The organism is Mycobacterium colombiense (assembly GCF_003284935.1).
Lineage (GTDB): Bacteria > Actinomycetota > Actinomycetes > Mycobacteriales > Mycobacteriaceae > Mycobacterium > Mycobacterium arosiense_A.
In genome coordinates, this window is record NZ_QMEV01000004.1 from 85490 (window position 1) to 106125 (window position 20636).

Consider the following 20636-nt stretch of genomic DNA (forward strand, 5'->3'; position numbering starts at 1 on the left):
ATGTGTCAGCGATCCAACGCATCGAACTCACCCTGCTGGCGACCGGGCTGATCTTCATCCTGGCCTCAGCGGCGCAGGCGCGGTACCGGTTCGTCAAGCACCGCAGCGCCGGACGCCGGTTCTACTGGGCGACCGCGATCATCGGCATCGTCTGTTTTGCGTTCGGGACGGGCCGGCTCTGGCCGAACGGCGTGCTCTCGGCGGCGGTGTTTGCCGCCATCATCGCCTTCTCGGCGTACCTCACCACGCCGTATCTCAAGATCGGCGGGCGCATCTACGCATCCTCACCGGAAAACCGTCAGCCCGACCCGTAAGGACGCTATGCCGACCCGTGACTTCGAGACGCTGCTGTACAGGACGGCCGGCCCGGTGGCCACCATCACGCTGAACCGCCCGGAACAGCTCAACACCATCGTGCCGCCGATGCCCGACGAGATCGAGGCCGCCATCGGCCTGGCCGAGCGCGACCCGGCGGTCAAGGTCATCGTGCTGCGCGGCGCGGGCCGCGCCTTTTCCGGCGGCTACGACTTCGGCGGCGGCTTCCAGCACTGGGGCGAGTCCATGATGACCGACGGGCAATGGGATCCGGGCAAGGACTTCGCGATGGTCAGCGCCCGCGAGACCGGGCCCACCCAGAAATTCATGGCCATCTGGCGGGCGTCCAAGCCGGTGATCGCCCAGGTGCATGGCTGGTGCGTGGGCGGGGCCAGCGACTACGCGCTGTGCGCCGACCTCGTCATCGCCAGCGAGGACGCGGTGATCGGCACGCCCTACAGCAGGATGTGGGGGGCATACCTGACCGGGATGTGGCTCTACCGGCTCAGCCTGGCCAAGGCCAAGTGGCACTCGCTGACCGGCCGCCCGCTCACCGGCGTGCAGGCCGCCGAGGTCGAGTTGATCAACGAGGCCGTGCCGTTCGAGCGGCTGGAGGCGCGGGTCGCCGAGGTCGCCGCCGAGCTTGCGCAGATTCCGTTGTCGCAGCTGCAGGCCCAGAAGCTGATCGTCAACCAGGCCTACGAGAACATGGGGCTGGCCTCCACCCAGACGCTGGGCGGCATCCTCGACGGCCTGATGCGCAACACCCCCGACGCGCTGGCCTTCATCAAGGCCGCCGAAGCCGACGGTGTGCGGGCGGCGATCGAGCGCCGCGACGGTCCGTTCGGCGACTACAGCCAGGCCCCGCCGGAGCTGCGGCCGGATCCCAGCCACGTCATCGTCCCTGATCGCGACTGATACTGAGATGCGCTAGCCAAATTCTGGCAGTGAGCTGGGAACTGTTCCCGGCCGGACAAAAAGTGCTACCGTAACTGCTATGTCTCGGCTGAGTACTGGCCTGCGTGCAGGCGCCGCGTTCCTTGCTCTGGGTATCACCGCTGCGATCTTTCCGTCGACCGCGGTAGCCGATTCCACGGAGGACTTCCCGGTCCCCCGCCGGATGATCAACACAACGTGTGACGCCGAGCAGATTCTGGCGGCCGCCCGGGACACCAGCCCGGTGTACTACCAGCGCTACATGATCGACTTCGACAACCACCCGAACGTCCAGCAGGCGACCATCGACAAGGCGCACTGGTTCTACTCGCTGTCCCCGCAGGACCGCCGGAACTACTCCGAGAACTTCTATGCGCCCGTGTCCGACCCGCTGTGGGTGGCCTGGCCCAACCACATGAAGATCTTCTGGAACAACAAGGGCGTGGTGGCCAAGGCCACCGATATCTGCAACCAATACCCGCCCGGCGACATGTCGGTGTGGGACTGGGCCGAGCCGACTGGTCCACCTGGGTGGCCAGGGCCGGTAAAGGGCAGGGTCGACCCGCCCCAAGGCTGAGGCCGGGCAATCGCGCTGACGGCGCCCGCAACCGATCGTTGTCCGGTGCGTCGCCCCCTGGTCTGCATTAGCGCACGAGCCGCTGGTCTTCATTGCGGTGGCGGGTTGTGCGTCTCGCGACCGCCGAGCTTCGGCCACTGCGTAAAGCCGGCGTTGCACCGACATAAAGGCGGACGCCGCATCGACACTTCTCGCCGCGAAGTGATTTACCCACGCCCACAAGCCGATCCGCAGTTCTTCACGCCGGCGGGAATCTCGACACTCGCGTGAGGTGAAGATCAGCGCGGCTGTACCACTCCGCCCGCCGGGTGCTCGTCGACGTCGTTGAGGATGAGTTCGCGCACGGCGCGGCGCGGCCCGTACGGTCGCAGCATGGTGCTGGCCGGCCGTGGACGCACGTGCTGCGGCCACCAGAACCAGCGCCCGAGCAAGGTGGCCAGCGACGGCGTCATGAACGACCGCACAATCAACGTGTCGAACAGCAGACCCAGCGCAATCGTGGTGCCCACCTGGGCCATGACACGCAACGGGCTGAACGCGAACGTCGCCATGGTCGCGGCGAACACCAGACCGGCTGAGGTCACCACCGAACCCGAACCGGCCACGGCGCGGATGATACCCGTCTTGAGTCCGGCGTGGATCTCTTCTTTGAACCTCGATATCAGCAGCAGATTATAGTCGGACCCGACCGCCAACAGCAGGATGATCGCCATGGCTAGCACCATCCAGTGCAGGTGGATGCCTAGGATGTACTGCCATAACAGCACGGAGAGCCCGAACGATGCGCCCAGTGACAGCAACACGGTTCCGACTATGACGAACGCCGCGACCAAGCTTCGGGTGATGACCAACATGATGATGAAAATCAACGTGGTCGCGGCGATTCCGGCGATCATCAGGTCCATGTTGGATCCGTCGCGCATGTCCTTATACGTTGCGGCGGTACCGCCCAGGTAAACCTTGGCGCCCTCCCACGGGGTGCCCTTGATCGCCTCGTGCACGGCCTGCTTGATTGGGTCGATGTGTTTGATACCTTCAGGACTCGCCGGGTCGCCCTCGTGGGAGATGATCAGCCGGACGGCGTGCCCGTCGGGCGAGATGAATTGTTTGAGACCCCGGGCGAAATCCGGGCTCTTGAACGCCTCCGGCGGCAGGTAGAACGTGTCGTCGTTTTTCGCTCTGTCGAAGGCGTCGCCTTCTGCGGTGGCGTTGTCGGACTGCGCTCTCGCCTGTTCGTTGAGACCCATGGTGGTCGCGTAGTTCGACATGATGGTGTCGAGGTTGCGCTGCTGGCTTTCGATCTGCGGCGGTATCAGCGCCACCAGCTTCGGCTGGATGCGATCTAGCTTGTCGAGGTTCGCGCTGAGCTTCACAATGTTCTCAGCCACCTGGTCGATCCCGTCGAGCGCATTGAAGACCGACCGGAGCGCCCAGCACACCGGAATGTCGTAACAGTGCTTCTCCCAGTAGAAGTAGCTACGAATCGGCCGCAGGAAGTCGTCGAAGTTGGCGATGTCGTCGCGCAACGCTTCCGTGATGTGCACGGTTTCTTTGGTGAGCTTGGTGGTTTCGTGTGTTGTGTTGCTGAGATCCTGGGTTACCTGCATCTGCTCATGCAGCGTTGCCATCGTCTTACGGAGCTCGTCCGCCTGCTTGAGCAGATTCGCCGCCTGCTCGTCCTGATAGTGCTGGGTCTGGATCCGCCCTGCGGCCTGGGCACTCATCTGAAACCCGAGGGTGCTGTGGTCGAGCGGCGTGCCCAGCGGCCGGGTGATGGTCTGCACTCGGCCGATGCCGGGGATGTGGAACACCGCCTTGGCGACCTTTTCCAGAACCAGGAAGTCAGCTGGGTTACGCAAGTCGTGATCGGTCTCGATCATCAACAGCTCTGGATTCAACCGGGCCTGGTCGAAGTGCCGGTCGGCTGCCGCGTAGCCGACGTTGGCGGGAGTGTCCGGCGGCAGAAAGTGGCGGGTGTCGTAGTCCGTCTTGTACCCGGGCAGCGCGAGCAGACCGACGAGGGCGATCCCAATTGTGACCGCCAGGATCGGGGCCGGCCAACGCACAACTGCGGTCCCGATTCGGCGCCAGCCCCGCGTCTGCAACTTTCGCTTCGGGTCCATCAGCTTGAAGAAAGTGGCAATCGTGAGCACCGCCGGGCCCAAGGTCAGCGCAGCGAAGACCGCGACCAGCATCCCGACGGCGCAGGGCACGCCCATGGTTTGGAAATATGGCAACCGGCAGAAACTCAAGCAGTACATCGCGCCGGCGATGGTCAGGCCCGAACCCAATACCACATGCGCAGTGCCATGAAACATGGTGTAGAACGCTTGTTCACGCGTCTCGCCCAACCCGCGTGCCTCGTGGTAGCGGCCTACGATAAAGATCGCGTAGTCGGTGCTGGCAGCGATCGCCAACAACACCAGCATATTGTTGGCAAAGGTGGACAGCCCCATGATCCCATAATTTCCCAGCGTCGCGACGACGCCCCTTGCCGCAGCCAACTCGATGAAAACCATGGTCAGCATGATCACTACGGTGCTTACCGACCGGTAGACGAACAACAGCATCACGATGATCACCAGGATCGTTACCATGGTGACTATTGCGATGCCTTTCTCACCCGCGTGGGACTGATCGGCGATCAGTGGACCCGCCCCGGTGACGTAGGCTTTGATCCCGGGTGGTGCGGGCACCGAGTCCACAATCTTCCGCACGGCTTCGGTCGACTCGGAGGCCAGGCTGCCGCCCATTCTGCCGGAAAGATAAACCTGGACATACGCCGCCTTTTGGTCGTGGCTCTGGGAGCCCGCGGCGGTCAGCGGATCACTCCAGAAATCCTGGACGTGCTGAACGTGCTTGGAGTCGCGCTCAACCCGCTTGACGATCTCGTCGTAGTAGCGGTGCGCTTCGGCCCCCAGCGGCTGGTTGCCCTCCAGCACGATCATGGCCGAGGCATCGGAGTTGAATTCCTTGAACGTCGATCCGACGTGCATCAACGATTGGAACGAGGGCGCATCCGTCGGACTCTGCGACACCGCCTGATGCTTGGAGACGACCTCCAGCTGCGGGGCCACGGTGTTGGTAACGAACACGATGCCCAACCACACCAGGACGATCGGCAGGGCCAGCCGATGTATCATCCGCGGCAGGAACGGCGGGATAAGCGGCTGGTCGACGCGCGGCGGAACCTCGCCCGGCTCGCTCATGCGGACTTGTCCAGGCAATAGACGAAGGCGTTCACGGTTTGGCTGGGATCTGATCGGTTCGGAGTCTTGATGACGTCACCGCTCCCGTCGTGTTTGTTCACCACGAACTGGCACGCGATCCAACTACCGTCTCCTTGCGCTACGAGGTTTGCCGGGATGCCGGGCTTCGTCGAACTCAATACTTTGCTCCAGGGCAAGGGAACGTTGAGGGCCTGCTGAGGGTGGGAGTTTTCGTCGAGGTAGTTGATGGTTGCCGTGCTGCCCGGTGGGCCCCAGACCTGAAGCGTGATGGTCTTGGCGTTGAACTCGTCGAGGACCTCGCCCGAGGTGCCACCACCGAACGAACCCTTGTGAACGCCGAAGACGCCGTGCAGCCGGTACACGACGAATCCCGACAGCGCGATTACAGCGGCGATCGTGAGTACCAGCCAGAAACGCGCCAAGAGCCCCTTTTTCCCAGCGCGCCGCGGAGCGACCTCGTTGCCCTCCCTACCCGCGGAGCCCTGCGTCATAAGCGGCTCCGTCGTCGGCTCAATCGTCCTCATAAGCGCTCCAAGTCCTCCCCGTATTCACCGTTGCAGTCCGCCAAGCCACAGCCCCCGGCCTCCCCTCTGCGTTCATTGCGACCCCGAGATGAGCCCGACGCACGTGGCGGTCAGCAAGCGAGTGAGGGCGGCTGCAAAATCCAGGTTCCACTCCGGGGGGACCACTCCCGGCTGCTCGGCATAGGCATCGTTGAGGCGCTCCGGCGGGTTGGCGACCTGCCACAGCGTGGCCGCCAGCGAGTACGCGGCCAGCAAGATGTCCAGCGATCCCGGACGCCCAAGCGCCGGCAGTGCGCACTCGATCGAGTCGGCGAGCGACAGCGTGGCGGCGGTTCTGATCCGTTTGACCTCGATCACCCGGTCAGCGTCCACCTCGTGTTCGAGGTGCAGGTGCAGGTTGGCCAGCAGGTCGCAAAACAGCGGGTCCTCAGCCAGGGCATTGGCCAGTGTCTCGGCGATTAGCGACGGCGACTTGGGGCCCGGCTCCGCCAGCTTCTCCGACACCGTGGTCGACCAGCGCACCCACCCCTCCGCGGACAGACGCAGCAGGACTTCCTTGTGCGAGGTGAAGTAGCGGCGGACGGCGGAGTAATGAATGCCGGCCCGGTTGGCGACGGCTGTCAGCGTGACCGAGGCGACACCGGCCTCGAGCGCCAGCGAGCGTGCGGCTTCCACGAGGGCCTCCGCACGTTGACGCTTCTTTTCCTCGGTGCGGGCGCGCTGGAATGTTAGTTGCGCCACCGGCTGAGCGTAACGCACGTTGTGTGATTTGCATAACGCACGTCCCGTGATTTGTGCGCGGGTCACAGCCGGGCGCCAAAACAGGTAAAGGTGTAGCCATGCTCATCACCCGGCGTCTCGAATAGCCCGTGCAGACCATCGCCCTGATCGGGTTTCTCGGCGGCCTGATCACCGGTATCTCGCCGTGCATCCTGCCGGTGCTTCCGGTCGTGCTGTTGTCCGGCATGGACAGCGGACGAGCCGGCGCGCGCGGCGTGAGGTCCGCGGCCCGGCCCTACCTGGTGATCGCGGGCCTGGTCTGCAGCTTCAGCCTGGCCACGTTGATCGGTTCCGCGCTGCTGACGGCGCTGCACCTGCCGCAGGACGCGATCCGGTGGGCCGCATTGGTGGTGCTGATACTGATCGGCGTGGGGCTGATCTTCCCGCCCGTCCAGCACCTGCTCGAGCGGCCGTTCGCGTATTTTCCGCAACGCCAAATCGGTTCCGGGACAGATGGTTTCGGGTTAGGACTGACGCTGGGTGCCCTGTATGTGCCGTGCGCGGGGCCGGTGCTGGCCGCCATCGTGGTGGCCGGCGGCACCTCGTCGATCGGCCCCGGCGCACTGGTCTTGACCGCGACCTTCGCCCTCGGCAACGCGCTGCCGCTGCTGGCCTTCGCGTTGGCCGGGCGGCGCGCCGCCGATCGAGTGGCCGCGTTCCGCCGACGGCAGCGCGCAATTCAGATCGCCGGCGGGATCGCGATGATCGTGCTGGCCGTGGCGCTGGTGTTCAACCTGCCGGCGATGCTGCAGCGCGCCGTGCCCGACTACACGACGGCCATGCAGAACAGGTTGGGCGCCAACGATATCGAGCGCAGCCTGGGCCCGGCCCCCGCGCAGCCCTCGACCCAGGGCGGGCTGCAGCTGAGCCACCCCGGCACCACCATCGACGGCGCGCTGAGCGACTGTTCGAGCGGTTCCGCCGAACTGCAGCAGTGCGGACCGGCCCCGGCCCTCACCGGCGTCACCGGGTGGCTCAACACCCCCGACGGCAAACCGCTGGACCCGGAATCGGTGCGCGGCAAGGTGATTCTGATCGACTTCTGGGCCTACTCGTGCATCAATTGCCAGCGCGCCATACCGCACGTGATCGACTGGTACAACCGGTACCGCGACAACGGGCTCCTCGTCATCGGGGTGCACACCCCCGAGTACGCCTTCGAGCGGGTGCCCGCCAATGTGGCCAGCGGCGCCGCGGACCTGCACATCACCTATCCCATCGCGCTGGACAACGACTACGCGACATGGAACAACTTCCAGAACCTGTACTGGCCCGCCGAGTACCTGATCGACGCGAACGGGCAAGTGCGGCATACCAAGTTCGGCGAGGGCGACTACGACGGCACCGTGAAGCTGATCCGCACGCTGCTCGTCGACGCCCACCCCGGTGCCCGGTTGCCCGCACCGGCGAACTCCGCCGACATGACCCCGCAGACCAGGCTCACACCCGAGACCTACCTGGGTGTCGGCAAATCCGGAAACTACGGCGGCACAGGGGATTACAAGCAGGGACCCGCCACGCTGAGCTACCCACCGAACCTGGCCGAAGACAAGTTCGCCCTGCGCGGTCGCTGGACGCTCGACGACCAGGGGGTCACGGCCGACGGCGACGACTCCGCCGTCCGGCTGAACTACACCGCGAAGGACGTCTACGCCGTCGTCGGGGGAACCGGCACCATCGCCGTGACCCGGGACGGCAAGACCACCACGACGCCGATCGGCGGGGCGCCCACGCTGCACCGGATCGTCGCCGACGACACCGCGCATCGCGATCAGTTCGAGATGCAGGTCAGCAAGGGCCTGCAGGTGTTCTCGTTCACGTTCGGCTAGCCGGCGGGCTCACGACTTCTTCGCGAGGCTGCCCAGCATGGCAACGACCACGCCGAGTGCGACCAAGGCGGCACCGGCGAGCAACGTGACGTTGAGCCATTGGCGCAGAACGGCTTCGGCGTGCCCGGCCATCACCTCGGCCACCGCCCGCACGTTGCCGGTGGTGTGGTTGAGCGCGGCATTCAAGTAACGCGCGGCGACCTCGATGCCCGCCCATCCGGCCGCACCGACGAGCAGCGCCGAGACGCCCAGGCTGCTCAGCGCCTTGCCGCGGCGGCGCGCGGCGGCCAGCGTGAGCAGCGCGCAGACACCGCACAGCGCCGCCGCACCCACGCTCACCCAGGGGCACCAGGTGGCCAACGGGCTCAGCCGTCCCTGCCGCAACGAGTGCGGCACCGAAACGGTCAGCGGGACAGTAATTTTCGCGGGCACCGTCACGTTGTGTCGGTTGAGCAGCGGCTGGATCGAGGGGTCCCTGAGCATCGGCGCCACGTCGACCGCCCACTGGTTGCCGTTGTCGGCGGCCGCCGGATCGCTGAACAGCCAGCCGTGAGCCGCCCGGTTCGCCCGGGCGAACAGCGGCGGAAAGTCCGGGCCGGCGGTGAAGGCGCCGGCCGCTTCGCGCACATCGGCAGTGTCGAGCGGGTAACGGCCCCCGCCATGCTCGGTGACCAGAGTCGTTGCCCGAGCGGTCAATTCGCCCGCCATGGCGGACTGCAGGGCCGGGTCGGTGGCCGCGCGCTGCGCCAGCGCGGCGTAGCCGTCGGCGTCAACCACATGCAGCTGCGTCCACGCCGCGGGGATCGCCAGCGCCAGCGCTAGCGTGGTGATGAGCCACAACAGCACGGTCGCCGCGAATCGCACCCCTGCGAATCTACGCAATCCCCCGCACGTACGCGGCCTGACCGAGGTGCTGGGCGCAGTCGTCGATGATGCTCACCAATCGCGCGCTGGCCGTCACCGGGGGATCCCAGTTGGTGTCCACGACGCGGGCCAGTTCCTCGGCGGTCACCCCGGCGACGTACTCGCAGGTGAGCTTGTGCACCGCGTGGTAGTAGCCGGACAGCAGGTCAGCGGGCGCCTTCACCTTGGCCACGTCGCCGGGCCCGTGCCCGTAACCGGTGTCGTCGCGCGGCAGGTCCAGCCCGAATCGGTCCACCCAGCCGTCGCGGAACCACACCTGCTCGACGGCGGCGACATCGGCGAGCTGGAGGTCCTGTATCCGGGCGCTGTGCCACAGCAGCCAGGCGATGCTGTTGGCGTCCGGGGCCGGCCGGTAGCCGGACACCTCGTCGGTCAGCCCCTCGGTGATCTCGTCGACGTGTTCGATCAGCCGGGTGAACGCGTCGCGCAGGAGCTCTTGCAACACGGCGGCATCGTCGGTGCTGGCCATGTTCGCGACACTACGGGAGGATCCCGTGGAAGACCGCTTCGACGTTGTTGCCGTCGGGATCGCGCACGAAGGCCCCGAAGTATCCGGGGTGGTATTCGGGCCAGAGCCGCGGCGCGTGCAGCGGCTCGGCGCCCAATTCGACGGCCACCTCGTAGAAGGCGCGCACCGCGTTCTCGTCGGCCGCCTCGAAAGCCAGGTGGACTTCCCGATTGGGCCCGCCCAGCGCGCCCGAGACCAGAACGTCGGCTTGCCCGCCCGCCCGTAGCCGATGGCGCGACCGACATCCAGCTGCCGGGAGAAGCCCAGCGTCCCCAGCACCGCGTCGTAGAACCGCTGAGATTTGGCGTAGTCGGCGCAGTTGATGCCCACGTGATCGATCACGGGAAGATCCTGGCACGAGTCAGCGCGACGGTCGTAGATTGTTTGGATGACTTACGACCTCATCATCCGCAACGGCACCATCGTCGACGGGTTGGGCGGTGAGCCGTTCGTCGGTGACGTGGCGGTGCGAGACGGTGTCATCGCGGCCGTCGGGAACGTCAACGGAGCGACCACCGCGCGGGAGATCGACGCCACCGGGCTGCTGGTCACGCCCGGCTTCGTCGACCTGCACACGCATTACGACGGCCAGTCCATCTGGTCGGAACGCCTGACGCCGTCCTCGGCGCACGGCGTGACGACCGTGGTGATGGGCAACTGCGGGGTCGGCTTCGCGCCCTGCCGGCAGTCCGACCACGACGTGCTCGTCGACGTGATGGCCGGTGTCGAGGACATTCCCGGCGTCGTCATGACCGACGGCCTGCCGTGGACGTGGGAGACGTTCCCCGAATACATGGACGCGCTCGAGTCAGGCAAGCGCGACATCGACGTGGCGGCGTATCTGCCGCACTCGCCGCTGCGGGTGTACGTGATGGGCCAGCGCGGCGCCGACCGGGAGCCGGCCACCGAGGACGACCTGGCCAAGATGCGCGAGCTGGCCAAGGAGGCGATCGAGGTCGGCGCGCTGGGCTTCGCGTCGTCGCGGCTGACCATCCACAAGACCGAAAGTGGTTCGCCCATCCCGAGTTACGAGGCCGCCCGCGAGGAGATCGAGGAGATCGCCCGCGGCGTCGTGGACGGCGGCGGCGGGTTGTTGCAGTTCGTCCCGGACATCCCGTCGGGCGGCTATCAGCCGGTGCTGCAGACGGTGTTCGACGTCGCCGAGGACGTCGGGTTGCCGGTCACCTTCACCCTCGTCGTCGCCAACTCCGGCGACCCGTCGTGGCCGGACGCCATCACGATGATCGAGAAGGCCAACAGCTCCGCCGACGGCGGCGATGTCCGCGTCACCGCGCAGCTGCTGCCGCGCCCGATCGGGTTGATCATCGGCCTGCAGCTGACCGCCAACCCGTTCGTCCTCTACCCCAGCTACCGCGAGATCGCGCACCTGCCGCTGGCCGAGCGGGTCGCCGAGATGCGCAAGCCCGAGGTCCGCGCCCGCATCCTGGCCGACAAGCCCGGCCAGGGGCATCCGATCCTGTACGTGGCTCAGATGTGGGACTGGATCTTTCCGCTCGGCGAGGACCCCGACTACGAGCCCGACCCGTCGACCAGCATCGGCGCCCGCGCCCGCGCCCGCGGCGTGGACCCGATGGAGGAGGCGTACGACCGGCTGCTCGACGACGAGGGCCGGGCCATGCTGTTGGTCGCGACCAGCAACCTGCAGAACAACTCGCTGGACACGGTCGGCGAACTGCTGCACCGCGACGACGTGGTGCTCGGTCTCGGCGACGGCGGCGCGCACTACGGGATGATCTGCGACGCCAGCTACTCGACCTACTTCCTGACGCACTGGGCCCGGGACCGCAAGACCGGACGGTTCACGGTGCCCGAGGCGGTTCGCGAGCTCACGTCGGTGCCGGCCCGCGTCGCCGGGCTGGGTGATCGCGGCCGAATCGCGGTGGGCTACAAGGCCGATCTCAACGTCATCGACCACGCCGCGTTGCGGCTGCACAAGCCGGTGATCAGCTACGACCTGCCCGCCGGGGGGCGGCGCCTGGACCAGACCGCCGAGGGGTATGTCGCCACGATCGTGGCCGGGCAAGTGATCGCCGAAAACGGCGTTCCGACCGACGCCCGCCCAGGCAAGTTGGTCCGTGGGCGCCAGCCCATCCCCGCAGCCTCGCGATAACGCCACCAAAAGTGGCATATACCAGCTAAGTTGGGTCCGTGACGAACCCGCATTTTGCGTGGTTGCCGCCAGAAGTCAACTCGGCACTAATTTTCTCCGGTCCTGGTCCCGGGCCGCTGCTTGCTGCCGCGGCGGCGTGGGACGGGCTGGCCGAAGAGTTGGCATCGTCGGCATCGTCATTTTCTTCGGTGACGTCAGATCTCGCCAGCGGGTCGTGGCAAGGCGCGTCGTCGACGGCGATGATGTCGGTCGCCAGCCAGTACGTGAGCTGGCTGTCTGCGGCGGCCGCCCAGGCCGAAGAGGTGTCACACCAGGCGTCGGCCATCGCGACCGCATTCGAGGTGGCGCTGGCGGCCACCGTGCAGCCGGCCGTCGTGGCGGCCAACCGCGCCCTGGTGCGCGCATTGGCGGCCAATAACCACCTCGGCCAGAGCACCGCGGCCATCGCCGACATCGAGGCCGCCTACGAGCAGATGTGGGCCTCGGACGTGGCGGCGATGTTCGGCTACCACGCCGACGCGTCGGCGGCCGTGGCCAAGCTGCCGCCCTGGAATCAGGTGCTGCAAAACCTCGGCTTCTCCAACACCAGCACCGCCGTGACGCGCCCGGCCAGCTCCGGCGCCGTCGCCCGCGGCTACACCTCACGCATCGCCGGGTTCTTGCGGCCCTCGGCGCCGCAGTAGCGCGCGGCAGCCGCGCCTATCCTGGAAGATCATGCGGACCAAGAAGAAGGTCGACCTCAAGGCGCTGGCCGATGCGTTGGCCGACTACCCGTACGCGTACCTGATCACGGTCGACGACGCGTACCGCGTGCACACCGTGACGGTCGAACCGCGGCTCGAGGACGCCACTCTCGACGTCGGACTCATCGGCGGCCGGACCCGCAACAACCTCGCCCGGCGCGCCGACGTGACCCTGCTGTGGCCGCCCGCCGAGCCGGGCGGCTACTCGCTGATCGTCGACGGCAACGCCCAGGTGACCGACGCCCGCGAGGAGACCGCCCGCCTGGCCGTGATCCCCACCCGCGCGTTGCTGCACCGCGACGCCGACTCGCCGGACGCGGCCAAGGGCTGCCTGCACGACTGCGTGGTGTTCTCGCTGCCGGCCTAGCGGCGATCGCAAGCGCGGCCGTCAGGCCAGGCCCGTACAGTCTCATCCGTGAGCCGCGTCGCACCGCTCGCTCCGCCCTGGAGCGAAGAAGATGCCACTGGCATCAACAGCTGGGGTCACCCCGACCGCACCTATGAGCCGCTGCTGTTGGTGCGTTGCCTGCAGCGCCATCCGGCGCTGGCCTCGCGGCTGCGCAAGCTCGGCGAATCCCTTTATGTCGCGGCGCTTTTGCCCGCCCGCACGCGGACCATCGCCATCTTGCGGATCTGCGCGCTGGTCGGCTGCGCATACGAGTGGGGCGGGCAGGCGGCGTTCTGGGGTCCGATCGCGGGGGTCAGCGACGACGAGTGCGACGCGCTGGTCACCGGCGGACCGGACGACCCGCGGTGGAGCGTTGCGGAGCGGACGCTGATCGAGGCGGTGGACGAACTCGAACGCACGGGCTCGTGGTCGGAGGCGACGTGGACCGCGCTGGGCCGTGACCTCGACGACGAGCAGCGCATCGAATTGCTCACGGCCGTCGGCTGGTATCGCACGATCTGCACGCTGTGCAATGCGCTCGCGCTTCCGGTGGAGGGCTGGATGCGGCCCTGGCCTGGGTCAGCGCGCTGAGCGGTCCCTGCGCAGGCTCGGATGCTGATTCTTCAATAGCGGCAAAAGGATTCGCCGCGGCATGAACTGAAACACGCGGGTGCTGACTTGGCTCGGCAGCCCGGGGATCACCGTTCCGCGGTCGTGCTCGAGCGCGTCGACTCCGGCGCGCGCCACCTCGCGCGACGGCTTCCACCTGAACTTCGGGAACGCGTCGGCGAAGTCCCGCTCGTCCATGCCGGCGCTCTGCACAAACTCGGTGCGCACCGGGCCCGGGCACAGCAGCGCGACGGTGACGCCGGTGCCGGCGAGTTCACCGCGCAGCCCCTGGGTGTAGTTGTTGACGAACGCCTTGGTGGCCGCGTAGCCGACCTGCCCCGGAAAGGGTTGGTAGCCCGCGGTCGAGCCGATGTTGAGGATCGCGCCGCGCCCGCGCGGCACCATCTGCTGGACCGCGCGGGTCGACAGGTCGATGACGGCCTCGACGTTGACCCGCACCTGCGCGATCTCGGCGTCGACGGGCGTCTTGGTGACCGAACCCATGGTGCCCATGCCGGCGTTGTTGACCAGGATGTCGGCGGTCAGGCCGCGGCGTCCCATCTCGTCGAGAAGGCCGGCGCGGGCGGCGGAATCGGCGACGTCGCAGGCGATCACCTCGACGCGCACCCGGCCGGCGAGTTCGTCGGCCAGCTCGCGCAGCCGGTCCTCCCGGCGGGCGACCAGTGTCACGCCGTGCCCGCGGTCGGCCAATTCGCGCGCGATGTCGGCGCCGATGCCCGATGATGCGCCGGTGACGACGGCGGTGCTGGCGGGTGAGGGAGTCGGAAGGGCCACGCGTTCACCCTAGAGCGCCGCGGGTTCGGAGCGCTCACCGCCGCCGAACGTGAAACTGGCCGCACGCTCGCCGTCGAACGTGCGGCTAGCTTCGCACTCGGTAAAGGCGGACCGGCAGTCGCAACGAAAAAGCCCGGCCCCTGATGGGGGGCCGGGCTTTTCCCGTACTTGAGTCGTCGGACTTAGAAGTCCATGCCGCCCATGCCACCGGTCGGGTCGCCCGCGGGTGCGGCCGCCTTCTCCGGCTTGTCGGCGACGACGGCCTCGGTGGTGAGGAACAGGCCCGCGATGGACGCCGCGTTCTGCAGCGCCGAACGGGTCACCTTCACCGGGTCGGCGACGCCGGCCTTGAGCAGGTCCTCGTACTCACCGGTCGCGGCGTTCAGGCCGGTACCGGCGGGCGAGTTGCGGACCTTCTCGGCGACCACGCCGGGCTCCAGACCACCGTTGAAGGCGATCTGCTTCAGCGGAGCCTCGAGCGCCACGCGGACGATGTTCGCGCCGGTCGCCTCGTCACCGGTGAGCTTCAGCTCGTCCAGCGACGGGGTCGCGTGCAGCAGGGCCACGCCACCACCGGCGACGATGCCCTCCTCCACGGCGGCCTTGGCGTTGCGGACCGCGTCCTCGATGCGGTGCTTGCGCTCCTTGAGCTCGACCTCGGTCGCGGCTCCGGCCTTGATCACCGCAACACCGCCGGCCAGCTTGGCCAGGCGCTCCTGCAGCTTCTCGCGGTCGTAGTCGGAGTCGCTGTTCTCGATCTCGCTGCGGATCTGGGCCACCCGGCCGGCGATGGCGTCGGAGTCACCGGCGCCCTCGACGATGGTGGTCTCGTCCTTGGTGACGACGACCTTGCGGGCCTTACCCAGCAGGGCGACGTCGGCACTCTCCAGCGACAGGCCGACCTCTTCGCTGATGACCTGGCCACCGGTGAGGATGGCCATGTCCTGCAGCATCGCCTTGCGGCGGTCACCGAAGCCGGGGGCCTTGACGGCCACCGACTTGAAGGTGCCGCGGATCTTGTTGACGACCAGGGTGCTCAACGCCTCGCCCTCGACGTCCTCGGCGATGATCAGCAGCGGCTTGCCGGCCTGGATGACCTTCTCCAGCAGGGGCAGCAGGTCCTTGACGGTCGAGACCTTGGAGCTGACCAGCAGGATGAAGGGGTCCTCGAGGACGGCTTCCTGACGCTCGGCGTCGGTGACGAAGTAGCCCGAGATGTAGCCCTTGTCGAACCGCATGCCCTCGGTGAGCTCGAGCTGCAGGCCGAAGGTGTTGGACTCCTCGACGGTGATGACGCCCTCGTTGCCGACCTTGTCCATCGCCTCGGCGATCAGGTCGCCGATCGACTGGTCGCCCGCGGAGATGGCCGCGGTGGCAGCGATCTGGTCCTTGGTCTCGACCTCTTTGGCCGACTTGAGCAGGGTCTCCGTGACCTTCTCGACGGCCTTCTCGATGCCGCGCTTCAGACCCAGCGGGTTGGCGCCGGCCGCGACGTTGCGCAGGCCCTCGCGGACCAACGCCTGGGCCAGCACCGTGGCCGTCGTCGTGCCGTCACCGGCGACGTCGTCGGTCTTCTTGGCGACTTCCTTGACCAGCTCGGCGCCGATCTTCTCGTAGGGGTCCTCCAGCTCGATCTCCTTGGCGATGGACACACCATCGTTGGTGATCGTGGGGGCGCCCCACTTCTTCTCCAGGACGACGTTGCGGCCCTTGGGACCCAACGTCACCTTTACCGCGTCGGCGAGGGCGTTGAGCCCCCGCTCGAGGCCGCGACGGGCCTCCTCGTCGTACGCAATTGTCTTGGCCATTGCGAAGTGATTCCTCCGGATTGGGGATGACACGTTCTGGCCGGGTGCAGTGCCCGCGACGGACGGCTAGGTGTCTCCCGCTTGGCGCGGCCCTGGCCTCACCGTCCCGACCTAGCACTCACTGGTCGCGAGTGCCAACGTCATTCTTAGCACTCGCCCATGTCGAGTGCAAGAAGCGGTCAGCCCTATCGCCCAGCGCGTAAACCGTCGACGACGACGTCGGTAACCCGCTCGGCCAACGCCGAGTTGTATGCCTCCATCGCCTGGCAGCCGACCATGATCGCCTTCACTTCGCGGACCCCGACATCCCGGCGCGCGGTGCCCGCCCGCTGCGCGGCTCGCAGCAGCTCGTCGAGCATGGCCAGGAAGGCGTCCTCGGCGTCGGGGGCGGCGGTGGCGATGTCGACGCCAAGCCCGGCCAGCGCGTCGGCCAGACCACGATCCGTCGCGCCCCACTGCAGCACCATCGACCGCAGGAAGGCGAAGAGCGCCTCGCCGGAGCCTTCGGAGTGCAGCAGTGCGCGGCCGTCGTCGACCAGCCGCTGCATCCGGTCCTCGATAACCGCCTGGAACAGCGCTTCCTTGGTCGGGAAGTGCCGGTAGACGGTGCCGGCCCCGACGCCGGCCCGGCGCGCGATCTCGTCGATGGGCACCGACAGGCCCTCGGCCGCGAAGGTGTCGTAGGCGACCTCCAGCACGCGCGCGCGGTTGCGCGCCGCATCGGCGCGTAACCGGCGTTCGGGCTGTGCCATCTGTTCATCACCCATCGGTTGACAAAGCGGGGCGTGCGTTCCGTATAGTCGGAGTCAACCGGAGCGCCCGCCCCGTTTACTCTACAAGTTCAAGGAGCCTGTCATGGCGAAGTGGACCACCGCGGACATTCCCGACCAGACCGGCCGGGTCGCCGTCATCACCGGGGCCAACACCGGCCTGGGCTACGAGACCGCCAAGGCGCTGGCCGCGCACGGCGCCCACGTGGTGCTGGCCGTGCGCAACCTGGACAAGGGCAAGGACGCCGTCGCGCGCATCACCGCCGAGAGCCGCGACGCCGACGTCGCTCTGCAGGAACTCGACCTCACCTCGCTGGAGTCCGTCCGCGCGGCCGCCGAACAGCTGCGCTCCGCACACGACCGCATCGACCTGCTGATCAACAACGCCGGGGTGATGTACACGCCGAAGTCGACCACCAAGGATGGCTTCGAGCTGCAGTTCGGCACCAACCACCTGGGCCACTTCGCCCTCACCGGTCTGCTGCTGGACCGGCTGCTGCCGGTCGCCGGCTCGCGGATCGTCACGGTCAGCAGCGTCGGCCACCGCATCCTCGCCGACATTCACTTCGACGACCTGCACTGGGAGCGCCGCTACAACCGCGTCGCCGCCTACGGGCAGGCCAAGCTGGCCAACTTGCTGTTCACCTACGAACTGCAACGACGGCTCGCCCCGCACGGCACGACGATCGCCGCCGCCGCGCACCCCGGCGGTTCGAACACCGAATTGGGTCGCTACACGCCCACGCTGCTGAAGCCCGCCGTCGACCTGTTCTTCTCGCGGATTGCTCAGGACGCGGCCATGGGCGCGCTGCCCACCCTGCGCGCGGCCACCGACCCGGCGGTGCTCGGTGGGCAGTACTACGGTCCCGACGGCCTCGGCCAGACCCGCGGCTACCCGACGATCGTGGGCTCCAGCAAGAAGTCGCACGATGCCGACCGGCAGCGCCGGCTGTGGGCGATTTCCGAGGAGCTCACCGGGGTGGTCTATCCCCTCGATTAACTGAGGTCGAGCAGCTGTTCGTAGAAGCCGCCGAAACCGCGTGCGCGATCGACGAGGTGGATCTCGAGGATCCAGTGACAGATGCGCCCGCGCGGATCGGTGCGGCGCATCGGCTTGGTCGATCCGGGCATGATGTACCACTGGACGCCCGGGCCGGCGATCTTCTTGTGCGGGAATTCGCCGATCAGGTGGCCCGCGATGCGGCTGCCCCAGTCGAAGCCCTCGGCGCGGGCCACGCCGACGACGTAGTCGAACAGCTCGGCGCCGGTGATCTCGGGATTGCTCGCGAAGTGGTCGCGGCCGGCCTGCCACACCCGCGGCAGCGCGTCGCGAACGGCCATCTTGTGCGGGTCGTCGCCGAGCACGAACGTCCGCCCGAAATCGGCCTCCCAGTCCTCGAAGATCGGCCCCAGGTCCAGGAAGACGATGTCGTCGTCGACGATCACCCGGTCCGGCGGGCGTTCGTGGAACGGCTGCAGCGTGTTCTCCCCGGCCCGCACGATCCGCCGGTGCCAGTGCCGCGTCACCCCGAACATCTCCCCGGCGAGGTCGTGGATCTGGTCGGAGAGTTCCTTTTCGGCCAGCCCGGGGCGGATCATGGCCCGCCGCTCGATCTCGTCGAACAGCCGCCCGGCCTTGTCCTCGGCGTCCAGCAGCCGTTGCACGCGAACGTCTTCGGCGCTCGATCCCTTCACACCGGCGATGTTATGCGCACACTGGAACCATGTCCCTCGTCGTGCCGCCCTACCCGCCAGCCCGCTACACCAAGGACGAACCGGAGATCAGCGCCTGGCTCAAGCGGGCCGAAGAGCCCCCCGACTACGAGACCACCGGGGTCAAGTACCACTACCTGGCCAACCAACAGGACACCGCCGGCGACTACGGGCTCTACCGGGTCGATATCGCCCCGGCCGGCGGCGGCCCGCCGGCGCATTTCCACCGCGCCATGTCCGAGGCGTTCTTCGTCCTGTCCGGGACGATGAAACTCTACGAGGGCACCCAGTGGACGGACGGCCACCAAGGCGACTTCCTCTACGTGCCACCCGGGGGCGTCCACGGTTTTCGCAACGAGGCGGACGAACCGGCATCGATTCTGATGCTGTTCGCGCCCGGCGCACCGCGCGAGGCATACTTCGAAGCCTTTGCGGCACTGGCGGATATGACCGACGACGAACGCCGGGAATGGTTCATCCGCCACGATAATTTCTGGGTGCAATAAACCCTGGCGTTAACCCGAAATTCGTTCCGCCGTAACGTTTCTGACGGTGACGCCGAGCGCGGGAACAGTGGGCGTAGGGTGTGTCCGTGCGAACGCGGAAGCCGTCGAAACGGGCTGCGGCCTGGATGCGGCAGAGGATCGATTGGTCGATGAGCGCCCCGGTGATGATCAGCCTGCGGATCAAACGCCCAAAACCCCGCAGCACACCGGACTTTCGGCCCCGCCCACCCACGCCCGTCGCCGTGCGGGAACGCAGCACCCGGGTCGGCGGCTATCAACGGGGCGGGCGAGGAGTGCGCGATCGCGCCCGGGCACGCCTGTCGCTCGCACCGGCCGCGATGACCCGAGGGCCGCGCGTACAACGCGCGCCGGGCCGCCGTTACGTCACGCCCCTCAGGTCGCCGTCGACGTAGCGCTGCACGTGGGGCGCGATCGCGGCGAGCGTGCGACTCCCCCACCCTCGACGAGCCCCACGAGCGCGTCGGATCCGGTGGAAATCGCCGTCCGGGTAACGGTTTTTCGCAAAGGACACGACACGCCGAACCGTCACAGGGCCGTCGCCCAACCCGACCGGGTCGACCGCCGATGAGTATGTTTTGGGCCATGGCTTCCAACGACACAGAGAACCGCAACTGGTCGGAGGGCGACGTCCCGGACCAGAGCGGCCGCGTCGTCGTCGTCACCGGCGCGAACACCGGCATCGGGTATGAGGCGGCCGCCGTGCTGGCCTACCGCGGCGCCCACGTCGTGCTCGCGGTGCGCAACCTCGAGAAGGGCAACGCGGCGCTGTCGCGCATCGTCGCCGCCAGCCCGCGCGCGGACGTCACGCTGCAACAGCTGGATCTGACCTCGCTGGACGCGATCCGGTCGGCCGCCGACGCGCTGCGCACGGCCTACCCGCGCATCGACCTGCTGATCAACAACGCGGGCGTGATGTGGACGCCCAAGCAGGTCACCCGGGACGGTTTCGAATTGCAGTTCGGCACCAACCATCTGGGCCACTTCGCGCTGACCGGGCTGCTGCTCGAAAACCTGCTGGTGGTGCGGGATTCGCGGGTGGTGACGGTCAGCAGCCTGGGCCACCGGCTACGCGCCGCGATCCACTTCGACGACCTGCAGTCAGAACGCCGGTACGACCGGATGGCGGCCTACGGGCAGTCCAAGCTGGCCAACCTGCTGTTCACCTACGAGCTGCAGCGACGGCTGGCGGCCAAGGCCGACGCGAAGACCATCGCCGTCGCCGCGCATCCCGGCGGCTCCAACACCGAGTTGGCCCGCAACCTGCCGAGCGTGTTCCGGCCGGTGAAGGCCGTGCTGGGGCCGGTGCTGTTCCAGAGCCCGGCCATGGGCGCGTTGCCGACGCTGCGGGCCGCCACCGATCCGGCCGTCGTGGGCGGGCAGTACTACGGCCCGTCGGGATTCCTCGAACAGCGGGGCCGCCCGAAGCTGGTCGAGTCCAGCGCCCAGTCCCACGACGAGGAACTGCAGCGCCGGCTCTGGGCCGTGTCCGAAGAGCTCACCGGCGTCAGCTTCCCGGTCTGACCCGGGAC

The 20636-nt window shown here is 67.6% G+C and carries 19 protein-coding genes and 2 pseudogenes; 11 read left to right on the plus strand and 10 right to left on the minus strand.

The window, feature by feature from the left end; all coding sequences use genetic code 11:
- Nucleotides 1-2 precede the first annotated feature (2 nt).
- The 3 genes from DQP57_RS03385 (at nt 3) to DQP57_RS03395 (ending at nt 1828) form a co-directional block, all read left to right on the plus strand.
- On the plus strand, nt 3-314 hold the full coding sequence (locus DQP57_RS03385; RefSeq protein WP_112631638.1) for a hypothetical protein: 312 nt from the start codon (nt 3-5) through the stop codon (nt 312-314).
- A 7-nt stretch (nt 315-321) separates the two neighbouring features.
- Nucleotides 322-1233, plus strand: coding sequence for a crotonase/enoyl-CoA hydratase family protein (locus DQP57_RS03390; protein ID WP_112631639.1), 912 nt, complete (start codon nt 322-324; stop codon nt 1231-1233).
- Between the two features lie 79 nt (nt 1234-1312).
- Entirely contained in the window at nt 1313-1828 is a 516-nt protein-coding gene (locus DQP57_RS03395) for a DUF5078 domain-containing protein (protein WP_112631640.1), read from the plus strand.
- Between the two features lie 278 nt (nt 1829-2106).
- Here the strand turns inward: DQP57_RS03395 and DQP57_RS03400 are convergent, their stop codons facing one another.
- The 3 genes from DQP57_RS03400 to DQP57_RS03410 all read right to left on the minus strand — a co-directional run bounded on the left by DQP57_RS03400 (nt 2107) and on the right by DQP57_RS03410 (nt 6341).
- Nucleotides 2107-5037, minus strand: coding sequence for an RND family transporter (locus DQP57_RS03400; RefSeq protein WP_112631641.1), 2931 nt, complete (start codon nt 5035-5037; stop codon nt 2107-2109).
- Complete coding sequence (locus DQP57_RS03405) at nt 5034-5582, minus strand: MmpS family transport accessory protein (protein ID WP_112631642.1); 549 nt, start codon at nt 5580-5582, stop codon at nt 5034-5036. Before DQP57_RS03405 ends, DQP57_RS03400 begins: the two co-directional genes overlap by 4 nt.
- 72 nt (nt 5583-5654) lie before the next feature.
- Nucleotides 5655-6341: a TetR family transcriptional regulator gene (locus tag DQP57_RS03410; protein WP_112631643.1), complete on the minus strand. Its 687-nt coding sequence runs from the start codon at nt 6339-6341 to the stop codon at nt 5655-5657.
- 110 nt (nt 6342-6451) lie between these two features.
- Here DQP57_RS03410 and DQP57_RS03415 point away from each other — a divergent pair, with 110 nt between their 5' ends.
- A complete protein-coding gene (locus tag DQP57_RS03415; protein WP_112631644.1) occupies nt 6452-8191 on the plus strand; it encodes a cytochrome c biogenesis protein DipZ in 1740 nt (579 codons plus the stop codon).
- A 9-nt stretch (nt 8192-8200) separates the two neighbouring features.
- Here the strand turns inward: DQP57_RS03415 and DQP57_RS03420 are convergent, their stop codons facing one another.
- The 3 genes and pseudogenes from DQP57_RS03420 to DQP57_RS03430 form a co-directional block, all read right to left on the minus strand.
- Nucleotides 8201-9055, minus strand: coding sequence for a hypothetical protein (locus DQP57_RS03420; protein ID WP_112631645.1), 855 nt, complete (start codon nt 9053-9055; stop codon nt 8201-8203).
- A gap of 10 nt (nt 9056-9065) precedes the next feature.
- Nucleotides 9066-9584, minus strand: a complete 519-nt coding sequence (locus tag DQP57_RS03425) for a mycothiol transferase (RefSeq protein ID WP_112631646.1) — start codon at nt 9582-9584, stop codon at nt 9066-9068.
- Nucleotides 9585-9594: 10 nt separating this feature from the next.
- Nucleotides 9595-9965: pseudogene (locus DQP57_RS03430) on the minus strand (VOC family protein).
- A 46-nt stretch (nt 9966-10011) separates the two neighbouring features.
- On the opposite strand from DQP57_RS03430, the gene DQP57_RS03435 reads away from it, so the two are divergent.
- The 4 genes and pseudogenes from DQP57_RS03435 (at nt 10012) to DQP57_RS03450 (ending at nt 13476) form a co-directional block, all read left to right on the plus strand.
- Nucleotides 10012-11754 carry an N-acyl-D-amino-acid deacylase family protein gene (locus tag DQP57_RS03435; protein ID WP_112631647.1) on the plus strand — a complete coding sequence of 581 codons (1743 nt, stop codon included), beginning with the start codon at nt 10012-10014 and terminating at the stop codon, nt 11752-11754.
- 38 nt (nt 11755-11792) lie between these two features.
- Nucleotides 11793-12329, plus strand: a pseudogene (locus DQP57_RS03440) (PPE family protein); the annotation flags it as partial.
- A 139-nt stretch (nt 12330-12468) separates the two neighbouring features.
- Nucleotides 12469-12864, plus strand: coding sequence for a pyridoxamine 5'-phosphate oxidase family protein (locus tag DQP57_RS03445; protein ID WP_112631649.1), 396 nt, complete (start codon nt 12469-12471; stop codon nt 12862-12864).
- Nucleotides 12865-12912: 48 nt separating this feature from the next.
- On the plus strand, nt 12913-13476 hold the full coding sequence (locus tag DQP57_RS03450; RefSeq protein WP_112631650.1) for a carboxymuconolactone decarboxylase family protein: 564 nt from the start codon (nt 12913-12915) through the stop codon (nt 13474-13476).
- Here the strand turns inward: DQP57_RS03450 and DQP57_RS03455 are convergent.
- From DQP57_RS03455 to DQP57_RS03470, 3 genes are all read right to left on the minus strand, one after another.
- The gene (locus DQP57_RS03455) at nt 13465-14289 is read right to left on the minus strand and encodes an SDR family NAD(P)-dependent oxidoreductase (RefSeq protein WP_112631651.1); all 825 of its coding nucleotides are present in this window, start codon (nt 14287-14289) and stop codon (nt 13465-13467) included. The genes DQP57_RS03450 and DQP57_RS03455 overlap by 12 nt on opposite strands.
- A 182-nt stretch (nt 14290-14471) precedes the next feature.
- Nucleotides 14472-16097 carry a chaperonin GroEL gene (groL, locus tag DQP57_RS03460; RefSeq protein ID WP_007768358.1) on the minus strand — a complete coding sequence of 542 codons (1626 nt, stop codon included), beginning with the start codon at nt 16095-16097 and terminating at the stop codon, nt 14472-14474.
- A gap of 185 nt (nt 16098-16282) precedes the next feature.
- Nucleotides 16283-16849, minus strand: a complete 567-nt coding sequence (locus DQP57_RS03470; RefSeq protein ID WP_165821742.1) for a TetR/AcrR family transcriptional regulator — start codon at nt 16847-16849, stop codon at nt 16283-16285.
- Nucleotides 16850-16952: 103 nt separating this feature from the next.
- On the opposite strand from DQP57_RS03470, the gene DQP57_RS03475 reads away from it, so the two are divergent.
- On the plus strand, nt 16953-17867 hold the full coding sequence (locus tag DQP57_RS03475; RefSeq protein ID WP_112631653.1) for an SDR family NAD(P)-dependent oxidoreductase: 915 nt from the start codon (nt 16953-16955) through the stop codon (nt 17865-17867).
- Here DQP57_RS03475 and DQP57_RS03480 read toward each other — a convergent pair.
- The gene (locus DQP57_RS03480; protein ID WP_112631654.1) at nt 17864-18562 is read right to left on the minus strand and encodes a M24 family metallopeptidase; all 699 of its coding nucleotides are present in this window, start codon (nt 18560-18562) and stop codon (nt 17864-17866) included. The two genes, DQP57_RS03475 and DQP57_RS03480, sit on opposite strands and share 4 nt — an antisense overlap.
- Nucleotides 18563-18591: 29 nt before the next feature.
- On the opposite strand from DQP57_RS03480, the gene DQP57_RS03485 reads away from it, so the two are divergent.
- Together DQP57_RS03485 and DQP57_RS03490 are read left to right on the plus strand one after the other, a co-directional pair.
- Nucleotides 18592-19086: a cupin domain-containing protein gene (locus DQP57_RS03485; protein ID WP_112631655.1), complete on the plus strand. Its 495-nt coding sequence runs from the start codon at nt 18592-18594 to the stop codon at nt 19084-19086.
- Between the two features lie 603 nt (nt 19087-19689).
- Entirely contained in the window at nt 19690-20628 is a 939-nt protein-coding gene (locus tag DQP57_RS03490) for an SDR family NAD(P)-dependent oxidoreductase (RefSeq protein WP_112631656.1), read from the plus strand.
- Nucleotides 20629-20636: the final 8 nt, after the last annotated feature.

Excerpts from the sequence above, each read along its gene's own strand:
- DQP57_RS03400 (WP_112631641.1), bottom strand. The coding sequence starts at position 5,037 with ATGAGCGAGCCGGGCGAGGTTCCGCCGCGCGTCGACCAGCCGCTTATC.
- DQP57_RS03405 (WP_112631642.1), bottom strand. The coding sequence starts at position 5,582 with ATGAGGACGATTGAGCCGACGACGGAGCCGCTTATGACGCAGGGCTCC.
- DQP57_RS03395 (WP_112631640.1), top strand. The coding sequence starts at position 1,313 with ATGTCTCGGCTGAGTACTGGCCTGCGTGCAGGCGCCGCGTTCCTTGCT.
- DQP57_RS03475 (WP_112631653.1), top strand. The coding sequence starts at position 16,953 with ATGGCGAAGTGGACCACCGCGGACATTCCCGACCAGACCGGCCGGGTC.
- DQP57_RS03390 (WP_112631639.1), top strand. The coding sequence starts at position 322 with ATGCCGACCCGTGACTTCGAGACGCTGCTGTACAGGACGGCCGGCCCG.
- DQP57_RS03435 (WP_112631647.1), top strand. The coding sequence starts at position 10,012 with ATGACTTACGACCTCATCATCCGCAACGGCACCATCGTCGACGGGTTG.
- DQP57_RS03470 (WP_165821742.1), bottom strand. The coding sequence starts at position 16,849 with ATGGCACAGCCCGAACGCCGGTTACGCGCCGATGCGGCGCGCAACCGC.
- DQP57_RS03485 (WP_112631655.1), top strand. The coding sequence starts at position 18,592 with ATGTCCCTCGTCGTGCCGCCCTACCCGCCAGCCCGCTACACCAAGGAC.
- groL (WP_007768358.1), bottom strand. The coding sequence starts at position 16,097 with ATGGCCAAGACAATTGCGTACGACGAGGAGGCCCGTCGCGGCCTCGAG.
- DQP57_RS03425 (WP_112631646.1), bottom strand. The coding sequence starts at position 9,584 with ATGGCCAGCACCGACGATGCCGCCGTGTTGCAAGAGCTCCTGCGCGAC.
- DQP57_RS03490 (WP_112631656.1), top strand. The coding sequence starts at position 19,690 with ATGGCTTCCAACGACACAGAGAACCGCAACTGGTCGGAGGGCGACGTC.
- DQP57_RS03445 (WP_112631649.1), top strand. The coding sequence starts at position 12,469 with ATGCGGACCAAGAAGAAGGTCGACCTCAAGGCGCTGGCCGATGCGTTG.